Here is a 25,426-nt window from a genome sequence, read left to right as displayed (position 1 = left end):
GAGGCCGCTTCGCGCACGGTTCTTTTAGGCGTTTAAACTTGGACCAGCACAGGGCTGCCAAGGGCCTCCTGGCGCCGGCTGCGTGACCGGCGGGCAGGACCGTGCCTGCTCCCACAACTTGCGACGCCTCGCGAAGCGCGCCCCTCGTCGGATCAGGCTGTGCAATGATATAGCCAAGGTTGAGCCACCCGTCAAGAACAAAGTGAGAACATAACATGGGCCTGAGCATTCGCTGATCTCGCCTGCTGCGAACCCTCCGCCGTCATTCCGGGGCCGCGCAGCGGAACCCGGAACCCAGAATCGCTGACGATGCCGAATGAGGCGCAACGCTGATCGTGTTTTCTTGACCCGTCGTGGCTCTGGGTTCCGGGCTCGCCTGCGGCGCCCCGGAATGACAGCAGTGGCGCTCAACACAAGGGGGCTGGTGGGGACTGATCCTCGGATCAAATCCGGGGACGGCCATGACGGGAGAGGTTCGGAGCGGACATGCGCAGATCCGACCAGGATGCCCCTAGGCCTCCCTGCCAGACGCCGCAGGAATCGGGTGTCGCCCTCCTCCCGGGCCGGTTAGGATGACCGTCAATCAGGATGAGAGCCATGCTGGATATGCTACGCGACATCACCATCGAACCGGGCGCGATCACCGTGCCGGACGAGCCGCATTCGGATTACGAGCGGGTACGCCGGATCATTGCCTATATTTCGGAGCGCTGGCGCGAGCAGCCGTCGCTGGAGGCGATCGCCGATCATGTGGGCCTGTCCACCACCCATGTGCACCACCTCTTCCGGCGCTGGGCGGGCCTGAGCCCGAAAGCCTTCCTGCAGGCCCTGACTCTCGACAACGCCAAGGCGCTGCTGGCCGATTCCGCCAGCGTGCTCGACGCCACCTACGAGGTCGGCCTCTCGGGCCCGGCCCGGCTGCACGATCTCTTCGTGACCCACGAGGCCATGACGCCTGGGGATTACAGGACGGGCGGCCTGGGCCTCACCATGCGCTACGGTTTCCACCCCTCCCCCTTCGGCGAGGCGGTGCTGATCGCCACCGACCGGGGCCTCGCGGGGCTCGGCTTCGTGGACGATGGGGACCGGCAGGCGGCCCTCTCGGACCTCACCCGGCGCTGGCCCAAGGCCACCTACCTGGAGGACGAGGCCGCCACCGCGCCGCTGGCGCAGCGCATCTTCAATCCGTCGCAATGGCAGGCGGAGCAGCCCCTGCGGGTGGTCCTCATCGGCACGGATTTCGAGGTTCGGGTCTGGCAGACACTGCTGCGCATTCCCCGCGACAAGGCGACCACCTATTCCGACATCGCCCGCCACATCGGCAAGCCCTCGGCCTGCCGGGCGGTCGGCGCGGCGGTGGGCAAGAACCCGGTCTCCTTCGTGGTCCCCTGCCACCGGGTGCTCGGCCGCTCGGGAGCGCTGACCGGCTACCATTGGGGGCTCACCCGCAAGCAGGCGATCCTGGGTTGGGAAGCGGGACAGGCTCTGGGCAGCAACCTGTCGTGAGCCTCGAAAGAGCCGCCCGGCCGGCCGCGCCCTACGGATCGCCCCGGTCAGGCGGGCCAGGCAGCTCCGCCGTGCTCGGCGGCAGCACCGCGCATTGCGTGACATGGAACACGCTGTTGTCGACCCTTTGGTAGGCCCGGCCGCACCAATGTCCCCCGCCCGTCTGCCCGGCATCTCCGAGCAGGGCCCGGTACTGGATCGTATAGCCCGGCACATCGACCCATTCCCCATCGACGAGCATCTGCACGCCGGTCGGGGTCACCCGATAGGGCGCCGGCCGGCAATCCTTGTCGCTGCAGCAGCTGTTGCCCCAGGAATCCAGCAGGTGCGAATAGATGTCATGGGCCTGGACCGGGGAAGCCAATCCCATGGCGATCAGGGCAAAGACAATCTTGGCCATGGGCCGCTTCCACAAGGGTCAGATGGGTGGCACTTAGGAGAGTGCCAGGACAATCCACGAGCCCGGATCTTACCTTAGGTCAAACACCAGAGATACCCGTCAGCTCTGCCGAGGAGCCCGAATTGCCCGGCAGAAAACTCCGCCTGACACTCCATCGCAGTCATGCAACAGGCGCAGGATCAGACGAATTGAGGCATTCTAGCCCTCAGGATTGTCTTGCAGGCCCGAATGCCCCTTCTTATATCAGCGCCAGCATGGGGCACGGTTCGGGTTGAGCCGGTCCCGGCTGATAGTCATCAACATGTAAGCCATGGGCCGGGCTGCTTTTAGGGCTCGGCGGTCTGCTTGAAAGTGAGGGATCCCGCCATGGGTAAGGTCATCGGTATCGACCTCGGCACCACCAATTCCTGCGTCGCTGTCATGGAAGGCACGACGCCCAAAGTCATCGAAAACGCAGAAGGCGCGCGGACGACCCCGTCCATCGTGGCCTTCACGGACGAAGGCGAGCGCCTCGTCGGCCAGCCGGCCAAGCGCCAGGCGGTCACGAACCCGTCGCGCACGTTCTTCGCCATCAAGCGCCTGATCGGCCGCACCTTCGACGATCCCATGACCAAGAAGGACATGGGCCTCGTTCCGTATCACATCATCCGGGGGCCGAACGGCGACGCCTGGGTCGAGGCCGACGGCAAGCAGTATTCGCCTTCGCAGATCTCCGCCTTCACCCTTCAGAAGATGAAGGAGACGGCCGAGTCGTATCTCGGGCAGCCGGTCACCCAGGCCGTGATCACGGTTCCGGCCTACTTCAACGACGCCCAGCGTCAGGCCACCAAGGACGCAGGCAGGATCGCCGGCCTCGAGGTCCTGCGCATCATCAACGAGCCGACCGCTGCGGCCCTGGCCTACGGCCTGGACAAGAAGCAGACCGGCATGATCGCGGTCTACGACCTCGGCGGCGGCACCTTCGACGTGTCGGTCCTCGAGATCGGCGACGGCGTGTTCGAGGTGAAGTCCACCAACGGCGACACCTTCCTCGGCGGTGAAGACTTCGACATGCGACTCGTCGAGTACCTCGCGGCCGAGTTCAAGAAGGAACAGGGCATCGACCTGACCAAGGACAAGCTCGCCCTGCAGCGCCTGAAGGAAGCCGCCGAGAAGGCCAAGATCGAGCTCTCCTCGGCCCAGCAGACCGAGATCAACCTGCCCTACATCACGGCGGACGCCTCCGGTCCGAAGCACCTCGCCCTCAAGCTCTCGCGCGCCAAGTTCGAGCAGCTCGTCGACGATCTCGTGCAGAAGACCATCGAGCCCTGCCGCAAGGCCCTCAAGGACGCCGGCATCTCCGCCGGTGACATCGACGAAGTGGTCCTGGTCGGCGGCATGACCCGCATGCCGAAGATCCAGGAAGTCGTGAAGCAGTTCTTCGGTAAGGAGCCCCATAAGGGCGTGAACCCGGACGAGGTCGTGGCCATCGGCGCGGCGATTCAGGCCGGCGTGCTTCAGGGCGACGTGAAGGACGTGCTGCTCCTCGACGTGACCCCGCTGTCGCTCGGCATCGAGACCCTCGGCGGCGTGTTCACCCGTCTGATCGACCGCAACACGACGATCCCGACGAAGAAGAGCCAGGTGTTCTCCACCGCGGAAGACAACCAGAACGCGGTCACCATCCGGGTCTTCCAGGGTGAGCGCGAAATGGCGGCGGACAACAAGCTGCTCGGTCAGTTCGACCTCGTGGGCATTCCGCCCGCGCCGCGCGGCGTGCCGCAGATCGAGGTGACCTTCGACATCGACGCGAACGGCATCGTGAACGTCACGGCGAAGGACAAGGCGACCGGCAAGGAGCACCAGATCCGCATCCAGGCCTCGGGCGGCCTGTCCGACACCGACATCGAGAAGATGGTGAAGGACGCCGAGGCTCACGCCGAGGAAGACAAGAAGCGCCGCGAGGTCGTCGAGGCGAAGAACCAGGGCGAGAGCCTGATCCACGCCACCGAGAAGTCCATGACGGAATACGGCGACAAGGTCTCCGAATCCGACAGGCAGGGCATCACGACCGCCATCGACGCTCTCCGCCAGGCTCTTGCGGCTGAGGACGCCGAGGTGATCAAGGCCCGCACCACGGACCTGATGCAGGCTTCCATGAAGCTCGGCGAAGCCATGTATGCCGCCCAGGCGAATGCCGGCGAAGGCGGCGAGCAGGCCTCGGCCGAGGAGCCGAAGAAGGACGACGTCATCGACGCCGACTTCCAGGAAGTCGACGAGGGCGACAAGAAGAAGCGCGCCTGACGCGATGCACACCTTCTGACGAATTCGGCACCCGGTTTCGTGACCGGGTGCCGTTTTCATGAAACGAGCTTTAAAACACCCATGACCGATCAACCGACCGCTTCCCACGATGCGCTGGAAAATGCTTTTCGAGCCTTTTCCTGTGCAGCGCGTGCGAAAAGGTCCGGCACAATGATGGAGCACATCGACGCTCCGAGGGGCGCCTGACATGTCCAAGCGCGATTACTACGAGGTTCTCGGTGTCGCGAAGACCGCGACCGATGCGGAGATGAAATCCGCCTTCCGGAAGCTCGCGATGCAGTACCACCCGGACCGCAACCCGGGGGACCACGAGGCCGAGGTCAAGTTCAAGGAGCTGAACGAGGCCTACCAGACCCTCTCCGACGGCCAGAAGCGCGCCGCCTACGACCGCTACGGCCATGCGGCCTTCGCCAATGGCGGCGCCGGGGCCGGCGGACCGGGCTTCGGCGGCGACTTCTCCGACTTCATGTCGGACATCTTCGAGAACTTCTTCGGCGATGCGACCGGACGCGGCGGCGGACGGGGCCGGAGCACCGGCGGGCGCGAGCGCGGCGCCGACATGCGCTACAACCTGGAAATCTCCCTCGACGAAGCCTTCAACGGCAAGACCGCCGAGCTGAAGATCCCGACCTCCATCACCTGCGAGGCCTGTTCGGGCTCGGGCGCGAAGCCGGGCTCCAAGCCCAAGACCTGCCCCACCTGCGGCGGTGCGGGCCGGGTGCGGGCGACTCAAGGGTTCTTCTCCATCGAGCGCACCTGCCCTAACTGCCACGGGCGCGGTGAGGTCATCGACGACCCCTGCGGCCAGTGCGGCGGCGCGGGCCGGGTCACCCGCGAGCGCACCCTCTCGGTCAACATCCCGGCGGGCGTCGAGGACGGCACGCGCATCCGCCTTGCGGGCGAAGGCGAGGCCGGCCTGCGCGGCGGGCCTGCAGGCGATCTCTACATCTTCCTGTCCCTGAAAGCCCATCCATTCTACCAACGCGACGGGGCGGACCTGTTCTGCCGGGTGCCGATCTCCATGGTGACGGCGGCACTCGGCGGCGAGTTCAGCGTTCCGACCCTGGGCGGCACCGACGCGCTCGTGAAGGTTCCCGAGGGCACCCAGACCGGCAAGCAGTTCCGCCTGCGCGGCAAGGGCATGCCGGTGCTGCGTTCGCGGGACGTGGGCGACCTCTACATCCAGGTTGTTGTGGAAACCCCGCAGAAGCTGACCAAGCGCCAGCGCGAGCTCCTGACCGAGTTCGACCAGGAATGCTCCAAGGAAAATCATCCGGAGAGCTCAGGCTTTTTCTCGCGGTTTCGGGAGTTTATCGACGGCTTGGGCGGATCAACTTAACTTGACGGTCGTTTTATCAGCGCATCGTGCGGAAGAAGTGGATCCGGTTTTTCCGCTCTAGACGATGTGGCAGGTTAAAGCGTAAGCATCGGAGCGATCCCGAAAGTGGCCTCCGCTCTTGGGTCCGATGCTTTAGGGTTCTCAACAGCGAACGTGATCCGCCGCAAAAGGGTCTTCTCAGTGCATCAGTCGTTCCAACGGCCCACGGCCCGGAAAATCCCTCTCAAGAAGGATCGCTTCCAGGATGAGGCCCGGTTCCTGCGCTCCTGGCTCGAGCGGCCCCTCGTCATCGGGGCCGTGACCCCTTCCGGCAAGATCCTGGCCCGGACCATGGCGTCCTACGTGGATCCGCGCATTCCCGGCCCCGTCATCGAGCTCGGACCCGGCACGGGCCCGGTCACCGATGCCCTGATCCGGCGCGGCGTGGCGCAGGAGCGGCTGGTTCTGATCGAGTTCAATCCCGAATTCTGCCAGCTCCTGAAGCGCCGCTTTCCGAAGGCGACGATCATCCAAGGCGATGCCTACGACCTCAAGGAAACCCTCGGCGGCATCCTGAAGGAGCCCGCGGCCGCGACCGTGTCGAGCCTGCCGCTCTTCACCAAGCCCATGGACCAGCGCCTGGAGCTTCTGGAGACCGCCCAGGCGCTGATGCACCCCAACGCGCCCTTCATCCAGTTCACCTACGCGGTGGTGCCGCCGATCCCGGCGCGCTCGCAAACACACAAGGCCAGGGCCTCCAACCGGATCTGGCGCAACCTCCCCCCGGCCCGCGTCTGGGTCTACAACAAGGTCAACCACCCATGAGCGCCGCGATGTCTCTTCCGCCGAATCCCATTCCCGCAGGAGACATTCGCGACAAGCTCATCATCGGCCTCGACGTTCCCTCCGTGGAGGAGGCCCGCGCCGTCGTCAGCCGCATCGGGGATGCGGGGACCTTCTACAAGATCGGCTACCAGCTCGCCTATGCGGGCGGCTTCGAATTCGCCCGCGAGCTGATCGGCCAGGGCAAGAAGGTCTTTCTCGACCTCAAGCTCCACGACATCGGCAACACCGTCGAGGAAGGCGTGCGCTCGGTCGCCCGTCTCGGCGCCACGTTCCTGACGGTCCACGCCTATCCGCAGACCATGCGCGCGGCGGTGGCCGGCAAGGCGGGATCCTCCTTGAAGATCCTCGCGGTCACCGTGCTCACCTCCTATGACGACCAGGACCTCGTCGAGGCGGGCTATGCCCCCGTGACGACTGCGGAGCTCGTCGCCCGCCGGGCCGGACAGGCGCGCAACCTGGGAATCGACGGCATCGTCTGCGCGGCCACGGAAGCCGAGCGCGTGCGCGCCGTCGTCGGCCCCGATAGGCTCATCGTCACCCCGGGCATCCGGCCTGCCGGAGCCGACGCGGGAGACCAGAAGCGCGTCGTCGCGCCCGCAGAGGGCATTCGCCTCGGCGCCGACCATCTCGTGGTGGGCCGGCCCATCGTGAAGGCATCCGATCCGCGCGCCGCTACGGAAGCGATTGTGCAGGAAATCGCCGACGTGAAGGCTTGACGCTAAGGCTCCGCTGGCGTTCGCTGCGCCTCCCGAAAATCAACAGGAGCGCCTCATGCCCAAAGGCTATGTCATTGCACGCGTGACCGTCACGAACCCCGAAGCCTATGCGGAGTACGCCAAGGGCGCGACGGAGGCGATCCGCCAGTACGGCGGGCGGCCGCTCGTGCGAGGCGGCGCCTACGAGGCGCTGGAGGGCGAGGCGCGACCCCGCAACGTGGTGATCGAGTTCGACTCGGTCGAGCAGGCCCGGACCTATTATCATTCTCCGGAATATCAGGCAGCGAAAGCCAAGCGCCAAGGCGCCTGCGAGGCCGAATTCGTTCTCGTGGAAGGAGCCTGAGCGATGAAGGGCTATTGGATCGGCCGCGTCGATGTCTCGAACCCCGACGCCTACCAGAACTACGTGAAGGCGAATGCGGTCCCCTTCGCCAAATACGGCGCCCGCTTCCTGGTGCGCGGCGGCGCGTACCGGATAGCCGAGGGCGAGGCCCGCGCCCGCAACGTGGTGATCGAGTTTCCGAGCTATCAGGCGGCCCTGGAGTGCTGGGATTCGCCCGAGTACCAGGCCGCCAAGGCCCATCGCGACGGCCATGCGGTCGCCGACATCATCATCATCGAGGGCTACGAGGGTCCGCAGCCGGGTTGAGTTGCCTCAACCGTCATCACCGGCCTCGTGCCGGTGATCTCGACTGGAGAGGCGCAACGCTTCACGGGATCGGGATGGCCGGCACAAGGCCGGCCATGACGGGGCGGGTGTCATTTCCGGGAGGACGCGCAGCGGAGGGGAAGGGAACCCATAGACTCTGGGCTTGACCGTGGATCCCCTTCCCTCGCCTTCGGCTCGCCGGGAATGACATAGGGGGTTTTATCCACGCTTCTCAGCCCTACCCTAAGCGGCTATATCCTGAGCCCGTAACAACAGGAGAGCGGCATGAGCGAGATGCGACTCGTCGTGGTGGGGGCTGCCGGACGCATGGGGCGCATGCTCATCAAGGCCGTGGCGGAGACCGAGGGCTGCATCCTCGTCGGCGCCATCGAGCGGGAAGGCTCTCCCGTGCTCGGCCAGGATGCGGGATTGCTCGCCGGAACGGGGCTCCTCGACGTGACCGTGACCGACGATCCGCTCACCGTCTTCGCCCAGGCCGACGGCGTGCTGGATTTCACCGCGCCCGCCGCCACCACGGCCTACGCCGCGCTGGCCGCCCAGGCGCGCATCGTCCACGTGATCGGAACCACCGGCCTGCAGGAGGCCGATTTCACCAAGATCGAGGCGGCCGCACGCCATGCGCGCATCATCCAGTCCGGCAACATGTCGCTCGGCGTCAACCTGCTTGCGGGTCTCGTGCGCAAGGTCGCGGCGACGCTGGGCGAGGATTTCGACATCGAAATCCTCGAAATGCATCATCGCATGAAGGTGGATGCGCCTTCGGGCACGGCCCTCCTCCTCGGCGAGGCGGCGGCGGAGGGACGCAAAATCTCGCTGAAGGAGCGCTCGGTACGCAGCCGCGACGGCCACATGGGAGCCCGGAATCCGGGTGATATCGGCTTTGCGACCCTGCGCGGCGGAACGGTCGTCGGTGAGCATTCCGTGATCTTCGCCGGTCAGAGCGAGCGCCTGGAGCTGGCGCATCGTGCCGAAGACCGGAGCATCTTCGCCCGTGGCGCCGTGAAGGCCGCGCTCTGGGGCTTCGACAAGAAGCCCGGCTATTACACCATGGCCAATGTCCTTGGCCTCGATCAGCTCTAAAACACGCCAACACTCTCTTCATTTTCGGAGACGCCAAGACATGAACCGCCTTCTCGTCCTTGCACGCCACGGCCAGAGCGAATGGAATCTCAAGAACCTGTTCACCGGCTGGAAGGATCCGGGGCTCACCGATCTCGGCATCGAGGAGGCGCGCAATGCCGGCCGTCGCCTGAAGGAGATGGGCGTCCAGTTCGACGTCGCCTTCACGTCCGACCTGTCCCGGGCACAGCGCACCTGCAAGCTGATCCTGGAAGAGATCGGCCAGCCCAACCTGACGACGATCGCGAACCAGGCCCTGAACGAGCGCGATTACGGCGATCTCTCCGGCCTCAACAAGGATGACGCCCGCGCCCGCTGGGGCGAGGAGCAGGTCCATGTCTGGCGCCGTTCCTACGACGTGCCCCCTCCCGGCGGCGAGAGCCTGAAGGACACGGTCGCCCGCGTGCTGCCCTACTACATCCGCGAGATCCTGCCCCGCGTCATGCGCGGCGAGCGCGTTCTGGTCGCTGCGCACGGCAACTCCCTTCGCGCTCTCGTGATGGTGCTCGACGGCCTGACCTCCGAGACCATCCCGAGCCTCGAACTCGCGACGGGCATTCCGCTGGTCTACGACCTCAACGACGACACGACCGTCGCCAGCAAGGAGGTTTTGGAGGGGTGAGCATCTGGCGCACCGTCATTCCGGTGCGCCGCAGGCGAACCCGGAACCCATAGCCGCTGTCGTTGCAGAAAGCAGCGCCGCTCGCCCCTTCCTGAGCTGTCGTGTTTATGGGTTCCGGGCTCCGCTACGCGGCCCCGGAATGACACCGGAGTGCATTTCGATTCATGCTCACCCTCGCCCCCGGCCTCACCTACTACCCCGACTACCTCGACCGCCCGGCCCAGGAGCGGCTGCTCTTGTCCCTGCGCGAGATCACTCGTGAGGCGCCCCTGTTCACCCCGCGCATGCCGCGCACCGGAAAGCCGTTCTCTGTGCGCATGACCAATTGCGGGCCGCTCGGCTGGGTCTCGGACCCGGAGGGCTATCGCTACCAGCCGACCCATCCCGAGACGGGCAAACCCTGGCCCGCCATGCCGGATCAGGTGCTGCGGGCGTGGGAGGAGCTGAGCGAGTATCCGCACCTGCCCGATGCCTGCCTGGTCAATTTCTACTCCCCCGAGGCCCGGATGGGTCTGCACCAGGACAAGGACGAGGAGGAATTCGCCGCCCCGGTCGTGTCGCTCTCCCTCGGCGACACGGCGCTCTTCCGCTATGGCGGGCTGGAGCGGAAGGACCCGACGAAATCGATCCGCCTCCGCTCCGGTGACGCGATCGTGTTCGGCGGGCCCGCGCGGCTGATCTATCATGGGATTGACCGCCTCACGGCCGGAAGCTCGGACCTGCTGCCGCAGGGCGGGCGGCTCAATCTCACCTTGCGCAAGGTGGGAAAGCCGCTTTAGCTTTCGACCGTGTCATGACCTGCAAGTTTCCTTTTAGAGAGGCATCCATGAAAGGTTTTGCAGCCGCTGCCCTGGGCTTGGCCCTGTCCGTTCAGGCCGTCCTCGCGGCCGAGCCGGTTTTCCCGCCGGCCTCGCGGATCGGCATCGTTCCGCCCGATGAGATGACGGTCTCGAAGCGCTTCAGCGGGTTCGAAAGCGAGGAGAAGGCGGCGGCCATCAACTTCGTGGAGATGCCCGCGGCGGCCTATGGACAGCTGGTGAACGGGCTCACCAAGGAGGCCCTGAAGCGCCAGGGCATGAGCGAGACCTCCCGGGAGAACCTGAAGCTCGGCACCCGGACAGGCGTGCTCATCGGCGGCACCATGGCGGGGCCCGTGCAGGGGCGCAAATGGGTGATGGCCGTCAAGGACGAGGACCTCACCGCCCTCGTGATCGCGCAGGTGCGCGGGGGCCAGGACGGGTACAGCGAGGCCCAGATGCAGGAGGCCCTGAAGAGCATCGCCCTGCGGGGTCCGGTGTCCGTCGACGAGCAGATCTCCGCCCTGCCCTTCCGCATCGGCGACAAGGCCGGTTTTCGCCCCGTGCGGGTGATTTCAGGCAATTCGGCCCTGTTCACGGACGGTCCGCAGGACACGGTCAAGGCGGTGGAGCAACCGATGGTCATCGTGGCCGCCTCACTCAACGGACCCATTCCACCGCAGGACAAACGCAGCCAATTCGCCCGCGCGGCCCTGAATTCCAACCAGATCCTCAAGGACATCAAAATCGAGCGCTCCGAGTCCTTCCGCTTCAAGGGCCAGGACTGGCACGAGATCGTCGCCACGGCGGTGGAAGCCGAGTCCGGCCAGCCGATCGTGGTGATGCAGACCATCCGCTTCGAGCCCGACCGCTACGTGCGCATGATCGGCCTCACCCGGGTCGAGCAGCGGGACCAGAACCTGCCTCGCTTCCGCACGGTGATCGACGGGATCGATATGAATCCCTGAAGCGTCGGACGCAAAACGGGTTCCCCTTTTGCGTGCAAAGATGCTTTTAATCCCGCTTCGGGAAGGCCGGCAGGGACCAGCCGCGCAGGAGGGCGAGCGCCCTTAAGACGAAGGCGGCGGCAAAGCCTGCGGCGGCGCTCAAGAACGGATCGAAGCCCGCCGCCTGCAGGGCAACCATCACCGAAGCGCCCAGGGCCGCGGCCGTGACATAGATCTCCTGGCGCAGGACCAGGGGCGTCGTTCCGGCAAAGATATCGCGGATGATGCCGCCGAAGGTGGCCGTGGTGGTGCCGAGTGCGATCGCGGAGAGGGCCGGAACGCCGGCCGCCAGCGCCTTGCCGGTACCCGAGACGGCGAAGAGGGCCAGTCCCAGGGCATCGGCCCAGAGAAGGACGCGCCCCTGCCGTCCGCCCTCGATCATCGACACCCGCTTGGGGCCGAGAGCGAAGACGAGTTCCGCCACGATCAGGCAGACGAGCACGTCGGTCGGATCTCCGACCCAGAATACGGGCCGCGTGCCGATGAGCAGGTCCCTGACCGTGCCGCCGCCGACTCCGGTGAGGGTGGCGAGCAGGGCAAAGCCGAACGGATCCATGCCCTTGCGGGCCGCCATCAGAGCGCCGGACAGCGCGAAGACCGCAACGCCGATGGTTTCGAAAGGGATGCTTTGAAGGAAGTCCACCGGGAACACCTGCCATAATCCCGGATCTCGTCCTGAGGAGCCGAGGCAAGCGGCGTCTCGAAGGAGGATCCAGTGCACACTGGAAAGCCCTCGTCCTTCGCCGTGGTTACTGGCGTGACCTCGTCAGGATGAGGGCTTTGAGGTGTTCGCTTACAGCATTTTCAGGCGGAGCGCCTGCCGCTTCGCCTGAAAAATTCGCTCATGTCGTTTACTGGGTGGCCGAGGAACTATCCGTCGCTTCGGCATCGTTGGCGGCAGCCTTCGGGCCGCCCTTGGAGACGCCGACCAGGGCCGGGCGCAGGACGCGCTCGCCGATGACGTAGCCGGACTGGACCACCTGCAGGACCGTGCCGTTCGGGACCTCCGCGTTGGGGATCTCGAACATGGCCTGATGCACGTTCGGGTCGAACTTCTGGCCCTGCGGGTCGAGCTTCTTCACCCCGTGGCGTTCGAGGGTCTTCAGGAGGTCGCGCTCGGTGAGGTCGATGCCCTCGATGAGGCCCTTGAAGGCGCCCTCGGCGGTGCTGCGGGCCTCCTCGGGGACGCTCTCGATGGCCCGGTGGATATTGTCGGCCACGTTGAGCATGTCGCGGGCGAAGTTCGCCACCGCATAGGTCCGCGCATCCGCAATTTCGCGCTCGGTGCGGCGGCGCAGGTTCTCCATATCGGCCATCAGGCGCAGAAGCTTGTCCTTCAGATCCGCCTTCTCGGCCTCGAGAACGGCAATCGGATCGGCCTCGGGCGCGGAAGCCGTTCCGGGAGCGGCGTCAGTGGCGGGCTCGGCCTGGGGGGCCGCATTCTGGTTTTCCGTGTCGTTCGGATTCATGGTCGATCAACTAAAGGTGGGAGAAAGAAAGGTTCGGGCCACATATCAGGTCCCTGGCCTCACAAATCAAGCGCTACGCCTGTGGAGAGGCTCCGATTCCTCGGCCTTGAACACCTCGAGCAGGGTGCGGGTGATGGTGGCCTGGCGCCCCGCATGGGTGATTTTCGTGCCCGTCAGGTCGGTCACGTAGAACACGTCGACGGCCTTTTCGCCGAAGGTGACGATGTGCGCCGAGGCGATGTTCAGGTTGAGCTTCCCCAGGGCGGTCGTGAGGTCGTAGAGCAGGCCCGGCCTGTCGAGGCCGGAGATCTCGATCACCGTCTGGCGGCTCGATAGGGAATTGTCGATATTGACCTCCGGCGGCACGTGGAAGGCCTTGGAGCGCTCCTTGGCCGGACGCTTGCCGTCGACGAGGTCGGCGATCTTCACCTCCCCCTTCAGGGCCCGCTCGATGGCCTTGGCGACCCGCTCGGCCCGGCGCAGCTCATCCTCATCCCGGTCGAAGGCGCGGGAGAGCACGATGGTGTCGAGCGCCATGCCGTCCGTGGTGGTGAAGATCTGCGCGTCCACGATGTTGCCGCCCGCCGCCGCGCAGGCGCCCGTCACGATGGCGAGCAGGCGCGGATGGTCGGGCGACAGGATGGTGAGCTCCGTCACGCCCCGGAACTGGTCCGTCTCGTAGGTCGTGGTCACCGTGCGTCCGCCCTTCTCGGCCTCCCGCAGGAGCCTTGCCTGCTTGGCCCGCCGGGTCTCGTCGGTTTTCAGCCAGTAACCCGGCGTATGGCGCGCGGCGAAGGCCTCGAATTCCGCATCGGACCAGTCGGGCAGCTCGGAGCGCAGCCGCTCCTGCGCCATGCGCACGCGCTCCGAACGGGCGAGGTCGACCGCGCCACCGCCGAGGATCACCTCGGTCTCCTGGTAGAGATTGCGCAGGAGCTGCCCCTTCCAGCCGGTCCAGGTGCCCGGCCCCACGGCCTTGATGTCCGCGATGGTGAGCACGAGGAGCAGTTTCAGGCGCTCCATGGTCTGCACCACCTCGGCGAAGCTCTTGATGGTGGCGGGATCCGACAGGTCGCGGCTCTGGGCCGTGTTCGACATGAGCAGATGGTGCTCGACGAGCCACGCCACCGTCTCGGTCTCGGCTTCGGAGAGCCCGAAGCGCGGCCCGAGCTTGCGGGCGATCACGGCGCCTGCTTCCGAGTGATCCTCCGGCCGGCCTTTGGCGATGTCGTGCAGGAAGACCGCCACGTAGAGGGCGCGGCGGTTGCGGATCGAGGGGAAGATCTGGTTGGCGAGCGGATGCTCGCTCCCGAGCTGTCCCGCCTCGATCTCGGTGAGCACGCCGACCGAGCGGATCAGGTGCTCGTCCACCGTGTAGTGGTGGTACATGTTGAACTGCATCATCGCCACGATACGGCCGAAATCGGGAATGAAGCGCCCGAGCACGCCCGCCTCGTTCATGCGCCGCAGCACCACTTCGGGGACGTTCTTGGAGGTGATGATCTCCAGGAACAGCTTGTTCGCCTCCGGGTCGGTGCGCAGGTTGTGACCGATCAGCCTGAGCGAGCGCGTCGCCAAACGCGTCGCGTCGGGATGGATGGCGAGGTTGCGCCGGTCGGCGAGCCAGAACAGGCGGATCAGGTTGACCGGATCGCGCTCGAACGCCTCCTCGTTCTCCACGTTGAGGCGATTGTTGTCGATGATGAAGCCCTCGCTCACCAGCGCGCCGCCGCTGCGGCGGCGGAAGCGGCCGAACATGCGGTCGAGCATCGGACGGCGCTTGGTCTGGCGCGCCTCGAGCTCGGCGCAGACGATGGCCGTGAGGTCGCCCACGTCCTTGGCGATGAGGAAGTAGGATTTCATGAAGCGCTCGACCGCCGACAGGCCGCCGCGCGGCGCGAAGCCGATGCGCTCGGCGATGGTGCGCTGCAGGTCGAAGGTCAGGCGCTCCTCGGCGCGGCCCGTGGCGAAATGCATGTGGCAGCGCACGCGCCACAGGAATTCCTCGCAGCGGGAGAAGAGATTGAACTCGGCTTGCGTGAAGAGCCCGGCCTTCACCAGTTCCTTGGGCTCTTTCACCCGGTAGACGTACTTTGCGATCCAGAAGAGCGTGTTGAGATCGCGCAGCCCACCCTTCCCGTCCTTCACATTCGGCTCGACGAGGTAGCGGGACGCGCCGGCCTTGGCCACGCGGGCATCGCGTTCCTTCAGCTTGGCATCCACGAACTCCGCCGCCGAGGTCGCGACGATCTCCTGGTCGAAGCGCTTCTCCAGATTGTCGAAAAGCTCCCGGTCGCCGAACAGGAAGCGGGCTTCGAGCAGGGAGGTGCGGATCGTCATGTCCGCTTGGGCCTCGCGCAGGCATTCCTCGACCGAGCGCGTCGCGTGCCCGACCTTAAGCTTCAGGTCCCAGAACACATAGAGCATCGCCTCGACGACGCTCTCGCTCCAGGCGGTCTGCTTGTAGGGCAGCAGGAACAGGAGATCGACGTCGGAGCCCGGCGCCAGGGTTCCGCGCCCGTAGCCGCCGGTCGCCACCACGGCGAGGCGCTCGCCGGCCGAAGGGTTGGCAGCCGGGTAGAGATGCTGAACCACGGCATCGTGGACGATGCGCACCAGCTCATCCATCCGCTCGCAGAGATAGCGCGCGCAGATGAACCCGTTCTGGCTCTCCTGGAGCTTGGCCTGAGCCTCCTCATGCCCCCGGTCGAGCAGTGTCCTCAACTCGGGCACGAGCCTGGCGCGCAGCTCAGCCGCATCGCGGATCGGCTCGCTGCCGAGGGCTTTCAGGACGCTCTTGGGGCTATGAAGGCTCATGGAACAACCGCACGCGAGGAACTCCCTGACTTATCACCGGAAGAGCCTTCGCCAAAGGGAGGACTGGAACTATCCGTCGGAACGGATAGTTTGTTCTTTATAAGAGATATTGTTTGACATAAAAAACACTGAGTTCTATAAACCGGACACGCGCCGATTTGAGCATGCAGATTGCGGGCGCGAAACAAGTGCAGCTAAAGCGCCGGGCGCCTCCAACGAAGCTCCCATGCGCAAAACATGGGAAGAACACGATGAGCCTGACGCGCCGCCTCCTGATTGCCGCCTCCATCGCCACGGGCCTTGCCTCCTTGGTCACCGCGGCTTCCGCGCAGGTGAAGGAAATCCGCATTGATTACGCCACCTACAACCCGGTCAGCCTCGTCCTGAAGGACAAGGGCTTCCTCGAGAAGGAGCTGGAGAAGGACGGCATCACCGTGCGCTGGGTGCAGTCGCTCGGCTCCAACAAGGCGCTCGAATTCCTCAATGCCGGTTCGATCGATTTCGGCTCCACGGCCGGCGCCGCCGCCCTGATCGGCAAGATCAACGGCAACCCGATCAAGTCGATCTACGTCTATTCCCGCCCCGAATGGACCGCCCTCGTCACCCGCAAGGATACCGGCATCACGAAGGTCGAGGACCTGAAGGGCAAGCGCGTCGCCGTGACCCGCGGCACCGACCCGCACATCTTCCTCGTGCGTGCCCTGCAGGAAGCCAAACTCACCGAGAAGGACGTGAAGCTCGTTCTGCTCCAGCACCCGGACGGCCGCACCGCCCTCGAACGCGGCGACGTGGATGCATGGGCCGGCCTCGACCCGCTGATGGCGGCGGCCGAAGTGGAAAGCGGCGCGCAGCTCTTCTACCGCAATGCCGGCGCCAACACCTGGGGCGTGCTCAACGTCTCGGAAGCTTTCGCCAAGGACAACCCGGCTCTCGTGCAGCGCGTGCTCAAGGCTTATGAAGAAGCCCGTAAATATGCGCTCGCCAACAAGGACGAGCTGAAGAAGACCCTCATCACCTATACCAAGCTGTCCGACGCGGTGATCGAGCGCCAGCTCGAGCGCACGGAACTGACCCATTCCAACATCGGCCAGCCGCAAGTCGATACGATCCTCGCCGCGGGTCTCGCCCTGCAGCAGGCCGGTGTGATCCCCGCCGACGCGAATGTGCAGGCTGCCGTCGATTCCCTCATCGACCGCCGCTTCGCCACCGCGTCGCGCTGATGACTTCATCACGGGAGAGCGCCGTGACAGGCCAAGCTACAAGCAACGCCTGGTCCTCCCATGAGGGTGCCGCCGCTCTCGCGGCCCCAGCCTCCGCCGAGAAGCGACGCGCCTTCGACTGGCGCATCCTTCTCGGCTTTTTTTTGCCTATCGCAGTTGCGCTTCTCTGGGAGGCCGCCGTTCGGTTCGGCCTCGCGCAGGGACGCCTCGTCCCTCCCCCGAGCCGCATCCTCGCGACGCTCTGGGGTCTGGCTCAGACCGGGGAATTGTGGACCCATACCTGGATGACGCTCTGGCGCGTTGTCGTCGGCTTCGTGATCGGCGCTGCTGCAGGAATCGTGCTCGGCGCGCTTTCCGGCTCCAGCAAGACCATCCGGCAATTGCTCGACCCGACGCTTCAAGCGTTGCGCGCGATACCCTCCATCGCCTGGGTGCCGCTCTTCATTCTGTGGCTCGGCATCTTCGAGGCCTCGAAAGTGGCGCTGATTGCGGTCGGCGTGTTCTTCCCCGTCTATCTCGGCATCGCGGGCGCTATCCTGTCGGTCGACCGCAAGCTCGTGGAGGTCGGTCATGTGTTCCGTCTCTCGCGCGTGCAGCTCGCCCGCCGCATCCTGCTGCCGGCCGTTCTGCCCGAAGCCGTGATCGCGCTCCGCTCGGGCCTCGGCCTCGGCTTCATGTTCGTGGTCGCAGCGGAATTCATGGGAGCATCGGAAGGCCTTGGATACCTGCTCGTCGATGGCCAGCAGATGGGCAAGCCCGACCAGATTCTCGCCGCCATCATCGCCTTCGCGCTCCTCGGCAAGATCGCCGACAGCCTGCTCGTCGCCGGCACCAAACCGCTCGTGCGCTGGCAGGACACCGTGCGGGAGAGGCTGTGATGCAGCTTTCATTGAAAGACTACACCACCAGAAATCCTCATCCTGAGGAGCCGCATGGCGGCGTCTCGAAGGACGAGGATTGTGTCTCCAGTGCACTCTGGACGATCCTTCGAGACGGTGCTTCGCACCTCCTCAGGATGAGGCCGGTATATTTGACACGAGGTCGTCAATGCTGAACCTCGAACACCTCTCGAAAACCTATGCCGACGGCACGCGGGCTTTGTTCGACATCAATCTCGTCGTGCATGAAGGTGAGATCGTCTCCCTGATCGGCGGCTCGGGCTGCGGCAAGACCACGTTGCTGCGTCTCATCGCGGGCCTCGACCGGGCGAGCGCCGGCCGCATCAGCCTTGACGATGAAGTTCTGTCAGGCCCGCATCCGGCCGTGGGCATCGTGTTCCAGGAGCCGCGTCTGCTGCCCTGGCTGTCGGTTGCCGACAACATCGCCTTCGGGCTCGATGACGTGACCGCCGCCGAGAAGAAGGCGCGCGTTGCGCATGCGCTCGACAAGATCGGCTTGATTGAACACGCCGACCGCTGGCCGCGCGACCTGTCGGGCGGCCAGCAGCAGCGTGTTTCGATTGCCCGCGCCTTCGTGACCAACCCGAAGGTGCTGCTCCTCGATGAGCCATTCTCGGCGCTCGATGCCTTCACCCGCGCGAGCCTGCACGAGCATCTGCTTGGATTGTGGGAGGAGACGCGCCCGACCGTTGTGCTCGTGACCCACGACGTGCAGGAAGCGGTGACGCTCGCCGACCGGGCCGTCGTGATGCAGCCGAAGCCCGGCCGGATCTTCGACGAATTGCCGCTGACGCTCTCGCGACCGCGTGACAAGACGGGCCTTCCCTTCGAGACCTCGGTGCGCCGCATCTTGACGGCCCTGGACCATTCCCTCAAAGCACCGCAATTGCAGCCGCAGCGTGAACGCGACCGCCAGGCCGCTGCGTTGTGGTGGTAGGAACGAAAAGGACTTCATCATGGATGCGACCGCCCTTCGCGCCCTCCAGGCGCCACTGAAGGATCAATACCGCAACGATCCCGACAAGGCCGTGATCACCTTGAAGGCGCAGGGTACGCTCGACGACCAGCACATCGCCTGCAAGGTCGAGACCGGCCGCGCGCTCGCCGTTGCGGGCCTTCACCCGGCCACCGGCGGCTCCGGCGCGGAACTGTGCTCGGGCGACATGCTCCTCGAAGCGCTCGTCGCCTGCGCGGGCGTGACGCTGAAAGCAGTGGCGACCGCCCTTGAGATCGACCTGCGCCATGGTGCCGTGAAAGCCGAAGGCGACCTCGACTTCCGCGGCACGCTCGGCGTCGACAAGACGGCCCCGGTCGGCTTCAGGAACATCCGCCTCTCGTTCGAGATCGACACGGATGCGCCGCAGGAGAAGATCGACCAGCTGCTCAAGCTCACCGAGCGCTACTGCGTCGTGTTCCAGACCCTCAACAACAAGCCCGAATTGAGCGCCACGCTGACGCGCAAGTAAGGCTGCCGTTTCAGAGTACACTCGTCTTGAGAGGTTCTTCGTAAATCTCTCACCTCATCCTGAGGAGGCGCGTAGCGCCGTCTCGAAGGAGGATCCAGTGCATTCTGGAATATCCTTCGAGACGCAGCCTGCGGCTGCTCCTCAGGATGAGGACGGAGGTGGCTTTTCCGCTTTGGAAGGTTAAGGCAGGAGAAGCAGAGTGCCGTTAATTCCCAGCCACCAGGGTTCGCGGCGCGCCGCTGATCGCCACGGCGGTGCCGCCGCGGATTTCCTGCACGGTCAATCCGCGCTCGTTGGTGCCATTGGGATTGAAGCGGAACACGCCGTCGGCGCCGGCGAAACCGGCCGGGCTCGTCAGCATGGCATCGGTAAAGGCCTGCGCACCCTGCATCCGCGCGAGTGCGGCAGCGAGCGTCACGGCATCGTAGGACAGGGTCGCCAGCCGGATCGGATCGGCATTGAAGCGCGCACGGTAGCGCTCGGCGAAGGCCGCGAAGCCGCGCTTGTCGGGGGCTGCATACCAGCCTCCCTGCAGGATCGGGAGCGCCGCCACGCGCGGCTCGTCCCACAGGCCCGTGCCGAGCGGCTTGACGCGCTGCGGATCGAAGCCCGCCATCTGCAGCGCCTGGGCGATAGCCGGAAGACCATCGCCATTCTCCGAAATGAACAATGCGTCGGCCTGCGGCGAAGGCCCGCCGATGACGGGCGCCATGCGCTGCACGGCGTCCTGAGGCCGGCCCGGCGGATAATAGTCGAGCGCAGCGATGCGGACGCCTTGCCGGGCCGCCGCCTGCTGCAGCCGCGTCGCGGCCACGCGTCCATACTGCGTTTCCGGGATCAAGGCCGCAATCGAGCGGCGTCCCTGGCTGGCCGCGAACGACACGATGCGGTCCACCTCCTCCTGCACCATGAAGCTGAGGAGATAGACGCCCTGGCTGGCGACGCTGGCATCCGTCGAGAAGCCGATGACGGTCTTTCCTCGCTGGCGGGCCGTCTGTCCGGCGGCTTGCACGGAGCCTGCATAGAGCGGCCCGATGATGAGCTCTGCTCCCTCGGCCAAAGCCTGCTGCGTCGCCGACTGGGCGCCTTCCGGCGTGCCGGCATCGTCCTTCACCAGGAGAGTGAGGGTGGAGCCCTGGAATTCGTCGAGGGCCAGTTCCGCGGCGTTGCGCATGCTCTGCGCCACCACGGACCCTTGGCCCGCTTCCGTCATGGGCAGGATCAACGCGACCCTGACGGGACCATTGCCGATGGTGGTCCCCTCCAACCTCGGCGCAGGCGAAGCGCTCGACGCGGGGACACCGGTCGACGAGAGGTCGGCCGCGTAAACCGGTTCGGCTGGCGCGGCGGCGACAGGCCGAGCCGGCTTGCGCGACGAGGTACGGCTGCCGGAGCCGACGCATCCGGACAGCGCCAGCGATGCGGACAAAACCATAACCCAGGCGGCACGCCCGGACAGGACGGCTGCTCGTTCGATGAAGCGCGCCATCTCCACCCCCTTTGGAAACAGCTCAAGCAAGAGGCCAAGCGTGGCAGAAAAAGGTAAACATTGTTTCCAATGCCGGTTGACGGATTGAGAACCCCGCTTTCGCGACGACGCCCCTTCATGCGACAGTGACGACGATGAGCCAGAGAATCGACAACAGAACCAAGCGGCGCGAACCGAACGAACGGGTTGCCACCTTCACCGCCTTCGGCCTCGCCGCTGAGGCCAAGCCCCTGTCGCCGGGGCTCTACGTGGTCGCGACCCCCATCGGCAATCTGCAGGACGTGTCCTTCCGCGCGCTGAACGTGCTCGCGGCCGCGGACGCGATCCTCGCCGAGGATACGCGGGTGACGAAGACGCTGCTCGCCCATTACGGCATCACCACGCCGCTGGTGGCCTATCACGAGCATTCCAACGACGCCGTGCGCGAGCGCATGGTCCACCGCATCCGGCAAGGCCAGGCCCTGGCGCTGGTGTCGGATGCGGGCACGCCCCTGGTGTCGGACCCGGGCTACAAGCTCGTTCAGGCGGCCATCGAGGAAGGGCTGCCGGTCACGCCGATTCCCGGCCCCTCCGCCGTGCTCACCGCCCTCGTCGCCTCGGGCCTTCCGACGGATCGTTTCTTCTTCGAAGGTTTCCTGCCGCCCAAGAGCGCCGCGCGCCGCGCAAGGCTTGCCGAGATCGGCGCGATCCCCGGCACGCTGATGCTCTTCGAAGGCCCGCACCGCCTGCCCGAAATGCTCGCCGACGCGGCGGAGGTGCTCGGCGAGCGTCAGGCCGTGGTGGCACGCGAGCTGACCAAGATGTTCGAAACGATCCGGCGCGGCACCCTGCCGGACCTCGCCCGGCAATTCGCTGAGGAAGGTCCGCCCAAGGGCGAGATCGTGGTGCTGATCGGCGAGGCGACGAAGGAGATGCATGCGGCGGAAGCCGATGCGGCGCTCGACGGCAAGCTCGAAGCGGCACTCAAGAACCACTCGATCAAGGATGCCGCGGCGCTCGTCGCGGCGGAACTCGATCTGCCCAAGCGCGAGGTCTATGCCCGCGCCCTGACGCTCGCCAAGAAGGACGCATGACGGGCGCACTCGAACGGCGCCGCGCCACATTCCTGCGCGGCCACCGCGCCGAGTGGATCGCGCTGCTGTTTCTCATCATGAAAGGCTACCGCCCGCTCGCCCGCCGCTATGCGGCCTCGGGCGGCGAGATCGACCTGATCGTGATGCGCGGCGATACCATCGCGTTCGTCGAGGTGAAGGCGCGCGGGCACATGGACGACGCCCTCTCGGCCATCACGGCCCGCAAGCGCCAGCGCTTCTCCCGCACGGTCCGCACGTGGCTCTCGCGCAACGACTGGGCTCAGGGCAAGACATGGCGCGCCGATGCGGTGTTCATCGCGCCGAAACGTTGGCCCCAGCACATCGTGTCGGCGTTCGAGCTGGAGATGAGGTGAGAACACACGATCATCTTCGAGTGACTTTAACTTGTCCTCGTTGCGGATCGTAATCATCAGAGAGCCGCCGATGCTCGATGAGGACGAGGAGCCATGCGCCGTATCCTGGCGCGATTCCAGCGTCAGGTTGCCGCCGACCTGCGCGTCGATGACCGCGCCCTTGCCCCCCGCTCCGGTGAGCGCGGCGCCGATCCTGCGTCGGGTCAATAAGTCCCTGGAACCCGATCTGGATGATACCAGGCAGTCTATCGTCGCAGCCAGGCCCTGATGCTTGCGGAGCCCCCATGGCGGATTGGTTTCCTTGTGCTAGTTACCGAGCGTATCAGCACCGGCATGGCGGGCCCATCATCCGATAGCGAAGGGGCCGGTCCTGTCCATGAAGGCCAACTCTGATCGGACGCGGAATGATCTCGTTCTTCACACCCTACCGCCATGACTTTGTCCGCATCGCGGCCTGCGTTCCGCGCATCGAGGTCGCGGATCCGGCCTTCAATGTCGACCGGACCCTTGAGTTGCTGCGTCGGGGACATCAGGAGCGAATCGCCCTGATGGTGTTCCCTGAACTCGGCCTCTCGGCCTATGCCATCGACGATCTCCTGCATCAGGATGCCCTCCTGGAAGCCGTCGAACGGGGGCTCGCCCACCTGGCCGAGGAAAGCGCCGATCTTTTCCCGGCCTTCGTGGTCGGAGCCCCTCTCCGCCTGGACGGCCGCCTCTACAACGCCGCCGTCGTCATCCATGCCGGGCGCATCCTGGGGGTGGTGCCAAAGGCCTACCTGCCGAACTACCGCGAGTTCTACGAGCGCCGGCACTTCGCCCCGGGAGCAGGCATTCGGGGACAGACGATCGCCGTTGCCGGCCTGCGGGTTCCCTTCGGTATCGATCTGCTGTTCCGGTCGGCAGGCAGTTGCGCCTTCACGTTCCATGTGGAGGTGTGCGAGGACATGTGGGTTCCGCAGCCGCCCAGCACCACGGCCGCCCTGGCGGGCGCCGAGATTCTTCTCAACCTCTCGGCCAGCAACATCACCATCGGGAAAGCCGAGGATCGGCGCCTCCTGTGCGGCTCCCAGTCCATGCGCTGCGTCGCCGCCTATGCCTATTCGGCGGCGGGTCCGGGCGAATCGACCACGGATCTCGCCTGGGACGGCCACGGCGGCATCTTCGAGGACGGTGTGCGGCTTGCCGAGACCGAGCGTTTTTCCCCGGCTTCCACCATGGCCGTGGCCGATGTCGATCTCGGGCGCCTGCGTCAGGAACGCATGCGGCGGGTCACTTTCCGCGATTGCGCCGACGCGTTGGAGGTGGTTCCTGGCGATTTCCGCATCGTTCCCCTTCACATAGATACGCCGGAGGAGGCGCTGCCGCTGCGCCGGCCTGTCGAGCGGTTTCCCTATGTTCCCGCGGATCCCGCGAAGCTCGCCGAGAACTGCTACGAGGCCTACAACATCCAGGTCCAGGGGCTTGCGAAGCGTCTGCAGGCAACCCGAACCGAAAAAGTGGTCATCGGCGTATCGGGCGGCCTCGATTCCACACAGGCCCTCCTCGTCTGCTGCCGCGCCATGGACAAGCTGGGCCTTCCTCGTGAGAACATCCTCGCCTACACGCTGCCCGGTTTCGCCACGAGCGAAGGCACGAAGGGCAATGCCTGGGCCCTCATGCAAGCCCTTGGCGTCAGCGCATCGGAGATCGACATCCGCCCGGCGGCGCGGCAGATGCTGAAGGATCTCGAACACCCCTTTGCCGACGGTGAACCGACCTACGACGTGACCTTCGAAAACGTTCAGGCGGGCTTGCGGACCGATTACCTGTTCCGGCTCGCCAACCACCACCGCGGGATCGTCGTAGGCACCGGCGATCTCTCCGAGCTGGGGCTCGGCTGGTGCACCTACGGTGTCGGCGACCAGATGTCCCATTACAATGTCAACGCGTCGGTCGCGAAGACCCTGATCCAGCACCTGATCCGCTTCGTCGCGGCCTCCGGCGACGTGAATGATGAAACGGCCGAAATCCTGCACGCCATTCTGGCCACCGAAATTTCTCCCGAACTGGTGCCACAGGACGCCTCTGGCCAGATCCAGTCGACGGAGGCTATGATCGGTCCCTACGCGCTGCAGGACTTCAATCTCTATTACCTGACGCGTTACGGCTTCCGGCCTTCCAAGATCGCTTATCTCTCCTGGCATGCCTGGAGTGATGTCGACACCGGCACGTGGCCGCCCAACATCCCGGACGCCTCGCAAAGGGCTTACGAACTCGGCGAGATCAAGAAATGGCTGCGGGTCTTCCTCGGCCGGTTCTTCACCAGCCAGTTCAAGCGCACGGCCATGCCGAACGGACCGAAGATATCGTCCGGCGGATCGCTGTCGCCGCGCGGCGACTGGCGCGCGCCATCCGACGCGGGACAGGGCGTCTGGCTCACCGAACTGGAGAGCGGCGTCCCCGATGTCGATCCCTCGTGAGCTCCCGTCGCATCAGGTTTTGCGAGGGTTGCGAATAGTCAAAGCCGAAGGGTGCTTCACGGCGCATCTTAGAGGTCTCTCAACCTGACGCTCAGGGAGGGCTCAAAGATGCGCCGATCACTATCCGGAGCTATCTTACTGATCGATGCGCTATCGGCGGCCGGTTCAAGGCTTCGGCAGGGGAGCCGTCCATGATCCGCGGATCCGTCATCCTTTTCCTGATGGTGCCGGTTGGGCTGCATGCACAGGAACAAGGCGATCCGGCTGCAGGGCTCCGCGTAGCTCGCGAAACCTGTGCAGCCTGCCACGCCGTCGAAGCCGGACAGACTCGATCTCCTCACGCACAGGCGCCGACATTCACTCAAATCGCGCGCGTTCCAGGCATGACCACGACCGCGTTGACGGTCGCCATGAGGACTTCGCATGAGACGATGCCGAACATCATGCTGGAGCCCAAGGAACTCCAGGATGTCACAGCCTACATTACAAGTCTGTATCAACATCCATGACGGAAGGGCGGCATGGACAACCTAATGATGACATCCGGCAAATTGACAAATGGCAAGGCCAGCGGCTCCGCGATCAGATAGGTGAATATGGAGTGGTGTTGGGAAGATGGAATCCATGCCCAAATACTTCTTCAATATCGTCCTGGACGGTCAGTCGACAGTGGACGGACTCGGACAGGTCTTCCCGGATGAAAGTGCCGCGCGAGCGCATGCCGGCCATATTACCCTGCTTCTTGCGGACCGTTGCCGCGATCCGATGAACAGCTTTGTCGCCGTGAGCGGGATGGATGGCTGCCTGGTCTTCAAGGTCACGTTTCGGCCTTCCGAACCAGAGACATGAGCATCG

Annotated in this window: 25 protein-coding genes and 1 pseudogene; 20 read left to right on the top strand and 6 right to left on the bottom strand. The window is 65.4% G+C overall.

Annotation, left to right across the window (positions count from 1 at the left end; genetic code table 11):
* Positions 1-606: 606 nt before the first annotated feature.
* Entirely contained in the window at positions 607-1,506 is a 900-nt protein-coding gene (locus AB4097_RS14930) for a methylated-DNA--[protein]-cysteine S-methyltransferase (RefSeq protein ID WP_442040874.1), read from the top strand.
* A 31-nt stretch (positions 1,507-1,537) separates the two neighbouring features.
* Here the strand turns inward: AB4097_RS14930 and AB4097_RS14925 are convergent, their stop codons facing one another.
* On the bottom strand, positions 1,538-1,906 hold the full coding sequence (locus AB4097_RS14925; protein ID WP_442040871.1) for a hypothetical protein: 369 nt from the start codon (positions 1,904-1,906) through the stop codon (positions 1,538-1,540).
* A 366-nt stretch (positions 1,907-2,272) separates the two neighbouring features.
* On the opposite strand from AB4097_RS14925, the gene dnaK reads away from it, so the two are divergent.
* From dnaK to AB4097_RS14875, 10 genes are all read left to right on the top strand, one after another.
* Positions 2,273-4,189: a molecular chaperone DnaK gene (dnaK, locus tag AB4097_RS14920; protein ID WP_442040869.1), complete on the top strand. Its 1,917-nt coding sequence runs from the start codon at positions 2,273-2,275 to the stop codon at positions 4,187-4,189.
* A gap of 208 nt (positions 4,190-4,397) precedes the next feature.
* Complete coding sequence (dnaJ, locus tag AB4097_RS14915; RefSeq protein WP_442040867.1) at positions 4,398-5,549, top strand: molecular chaperone DnaJ; 1,152 nt, start codon at positions 4,398-4,400, stop codon at positions 5,547-5,549.
* A gap of 180 nt (positions 5,550-5,729) precedes the next feature.
* Positions 5,730-6,353, top strand: a complete 624-nt coding sequence (locus AB4097_RS14910; RefSeq protein ID WP_442040865.1) for a class I SAM-dependent methyltransferase — start codon at positions 5,730-5,732, stop codon at positions 6,351-6,353.
* A gap of 8 nt (positions 6,354-6,361) precedes the next feature.
* Complete coding sequence (gene pyrF / locus AB4097_RS14905; RefSeq protein WP_442040863.1) at positions 6,362-7,090, top strand: orotidine-5'-phosphate decarboxylase; 729 nt, start codon at positions 6,362-6,364, stop codon at positions 7,088-7,090.
* Positions 7,091-7,145: 55 nt separating this feature from the next.
* Complete coding sequence (locus tag AB4097_RS14900) at positions 7,146-7,433, top strand: DUF1330 domain-containing protein (RefSeq protein WP_442040861.1); 288 nt, start codon at positions 7,146-7,148, stop codon at positions 7,431-7,433.
* Positions 7,434-7,436: 3 nt separating this feature from the next.
* A complete protein-coding gene (locus tag AB4097_RS14895) occupies positions 7,437-7,739 on the top strand; it encodes a DUF1330 domain-containing protein (protein ID WP_114947456.1) in 303 nt (100 codons plus the stop codon).
* A gap of 294 nt (positions 7,740-8,033) precedes the next feature.
* Positions 8,034-8,840 carry a 4-hydroxy-tetrahydrodipicolinate reductase gene (gene dapB / locus AB4097_RS14890; RefSeq protein WP_442040872.1) on the top strand — a complete coding sequence of 269 codons (807 nt, stop codon included), beginning with the start codon at positions 8,034-8,036 and terminating at the stop codon, positions 8,838-8,840.
* Positions 8,841-8,880: 40 nt separating this feature from the next.
* Positions 8,881-9,501: a 2,3-bisphosphoglycerate-dependent phosphoglycerate mutase gene (locus AB4097_RS14885; protein ID WP_442040858.1), complete on the top strand. Its 621-nt coding sequence runs from the start codon at positions 8,881-8,883 to the stop codon at positions 9,499-9,501.
* A gap of 164 nt (positions 9,502-9,665) precedes the next feature.
* Complete coding sequence (locus tag AB4097_RS14880) at positions 9,666-10,280, top strand: alpha-ketoglutarate-dependent dioxygenase AlkB family protein (protein ID WP_442040856.1); 615 nt, start codon at positions 9,666-9,668, stop codon at positions 10,278-10,280.
* Positions 10,281-10,327: 47 nt separating this feature from the next.
* The gene (locus tag AB4097_RS14875; protein WP_442040854.1) at positions 10,328-11,266 is read left to right on the top strand and encodes a hypothetical protein; all 939 of its coding nucleotides are present in this window, start codon (positions 10,328-10,330) and stop codon (positions 11,264-11,266) included.
* A 46-nt stretch (positions 11,267-11,312) separates the two neighbouring features.
* On the opposite strand, the gene AB4097_RS14870 is transcribed toward AB4097_RS14875, so the two are convergent.
* The 3 genes from AB4097_RS14870 to AB4097_RS14860 all read right to left on the bottom strand — a co-directional run bounded on the left by AB4097_RS14870 (position 11,313) and on the right by AB4097_RS14860 (position 15,591).
* Positions 11,313-11,948, bottom strand: coding sequence for a trimeric intracellular cation channel family protein (locus tag AB4097_RS14870; protein ID WP_442040852.1), 636 nt, complete (start codon positions 11,946-11,948; stop codon positions 11,313-11,315).
* Positions 11,949-12,156: 208 nt separating this feature from the next.
* Positions 12,157-12,774 carry a nucleotide exchange factor GrpE gene (gene grpE / locus AB4097_RS14865; protein WP_442040850.1) on the bottom strand — a complete coding sequence of 206 codons (618 nt, stop codon included), beginning with the start codon at positions 12,772-12,774 and terminating at the stop codon, positions 12,157-12,159.
* A 66-nt stretch (positions 12,775-12,840) separates the two neighbouring features.
* Positions 12,841-15,591, bottom strand: a complete 2,751-nt coding sequence (locus AB4097_RS14860) for a [protein-PII] uridylyltransferase (RefSeq protein ID WP_442040848.1) — start codon at positions 15,589-15,591, stop codon at positions 12,841-12,843.
* Between the two features lie 251 nt (positions 15,592-15,842).
* Between AB4097_RS14860 and AB4097_RS14855 the strand changes: the two genes are divergently transcribed.
* From AB4097_RS14855 to AB4097_RS14840, 4 genes are all read left to right on the top strand, one after another.
* On the top strand, positions 15,843-16,811 hold the full coding sequence (locus AB4097_RS14855) for an aliphatic sulfonate ABC transporter substrate-binding protein (protein ID WP_442040846.1): 969 nt from the start codon (positions 15,843-15,845) through the stop codon (positions 16,809-16,811).
* A 23-nt stretch (positions 16,812-16,834) separates the two neighbouring features.
* A complete protein-coding gene (locus tag AB4097_RS14850) occupies positions 16,835-17,689 on the top strand; it encodes an ABC transporter permease (protein ID WP_442040844.1) in 855 nt (284 codons plus the stop codon).
* 169 nt (positions 17,690-17,858) lie between these two features.
* A complete protein-coding gene (locus AB4097_RS14845; protein WP_442040841.1) occupies positions 17,859-18,647 on the top strand; it encodes an ABC transporter ATP-binding protein in 789 nt (262 codons plus the stop codon).
* Positions 18,648-18,666: 19 nt separating this feature from the next.
* Positions 18,667-19,176: an OsmC family protein gene (locus AB4097_RS14840; protein ID WP_442040839.1), complete on the top strand. Its 510-nt coding sequence runs from the start codon at positions 18,667-18,669 to the stop codon at positions 19,174-19,176.
* 205 nt (positions 19,177-19,381) lie between these two features.
* Here the strand turns inward: AB4097_RS14840 and AB4097_RS14835 are convergent, their stop codons facing one another.
* Positions 19,382-20,665 (bottom strand): penicillin-binding protein activator, encoded by a 1,284-nt coding sequence (locus tag AB4097_RS14835; RefSeq protein WP_442040837.1) that lies wholly within the window; start codon positions 20,663-20,665, stop codon positions 19,382-19,384.
* A 134-nt stretch (positions 20,666-20,799) separates the two neighbouring features.
* Here AB4097_RS14835 and rsmI point away from each other — a divergent pair, with 134 nt between their 5' ends.
* Positions 20,800-21,738: a 16S rRNA (cytidine(1402)-2'-O)-methyltransferase gene (gene rsmI, locus AB4097_RS14830; protein ID WP_442040835.1), complete on the top strand. Its 939-nt coding sequence runs from the start codon at positions 20,800-20,802 to the stop codon at positions 21,736-21,738.
* Positions 21,735-22,112, top strand: coding sequence for a YraN family protein (locus AB4097_RS14825; RefSeq protein ID WP_442040833.1), 378 nt, complete (start codon positions 21,735-21,737; stop codon positions 22,110-22,112). The genes rsmI and AB4097_RS14825 overlap by 4 nt, the downstream gene beginning before the upstream one ends.
* 126 nt (positions 22,113-22,238) lie before the next feature.
* Here the strand turns inward: AB4097_RS14825 and AB4097_RS14820 are convergent.
* Positions 22,239-22,319: pseudogene (locus AB4097_RS14820) on the bottom strand (hypothetical protein); the annotation flags it as partial.
* A gap of 197 nt (positions 22,320-22,516) precedes the next feature.
* On the opposite strand from AB4097_RS14820, the gene AB4097_RS14815 reads away from it, so the two are divergent.
* The 3 genes from AB4097_RS14815 (at position 22,517) to AB4097_RS14805 (ending at position 25,420) form a co-directional block, all read left to right on the top strand.
* Positions 22,517-24,571: an NAD(+) synthase gene (locus AB4097_RS14815; RefSeq protein WP_442040831.1), complete on the top strand. Its 2,055-nt coding sequence runs from the start codon at positions 22,517-22,519 to the stop codon at positions 24,569-24,571.
* Positions 24,572-24,762: 191 nt separating this feature from the next.
* Positions 24,763-25,080, top strand: coding sequence for a c-type cytochrome (locus AB4097_RS14810; protein WP_442040829.1), 318 nt, complete (start codon positions 24,763-24,765; stop codon positions 25,078-25,080).
* Positions 25,081-25,195: 115 nt separating this feature from the next.
* A complete protein-coding gene (locus AB4097_RS14805; protein ID WP_442040827.1) occupies positions 25,196-25,420 on the top strand; it encodes a DUF6894 family protein in 225 nt (74 codons plus the stop codon).
* Positions 25,421-25,426: the final 6 nt, after the last annotated feature.

This window comes from Microvirga sp. 2MCAF35, from assembly GCF_052115545.1.
Classification (GTDB): Bacteria; Pseudomonadota; Alphaproteobacteria; order Rhizobiales; family Beijerinckiaceae; genus Microvirga.
Note: the sequence above shows the minus strand (reverse complement) of the source record. Positions and strands in the feature narration are given on the sequence as shown.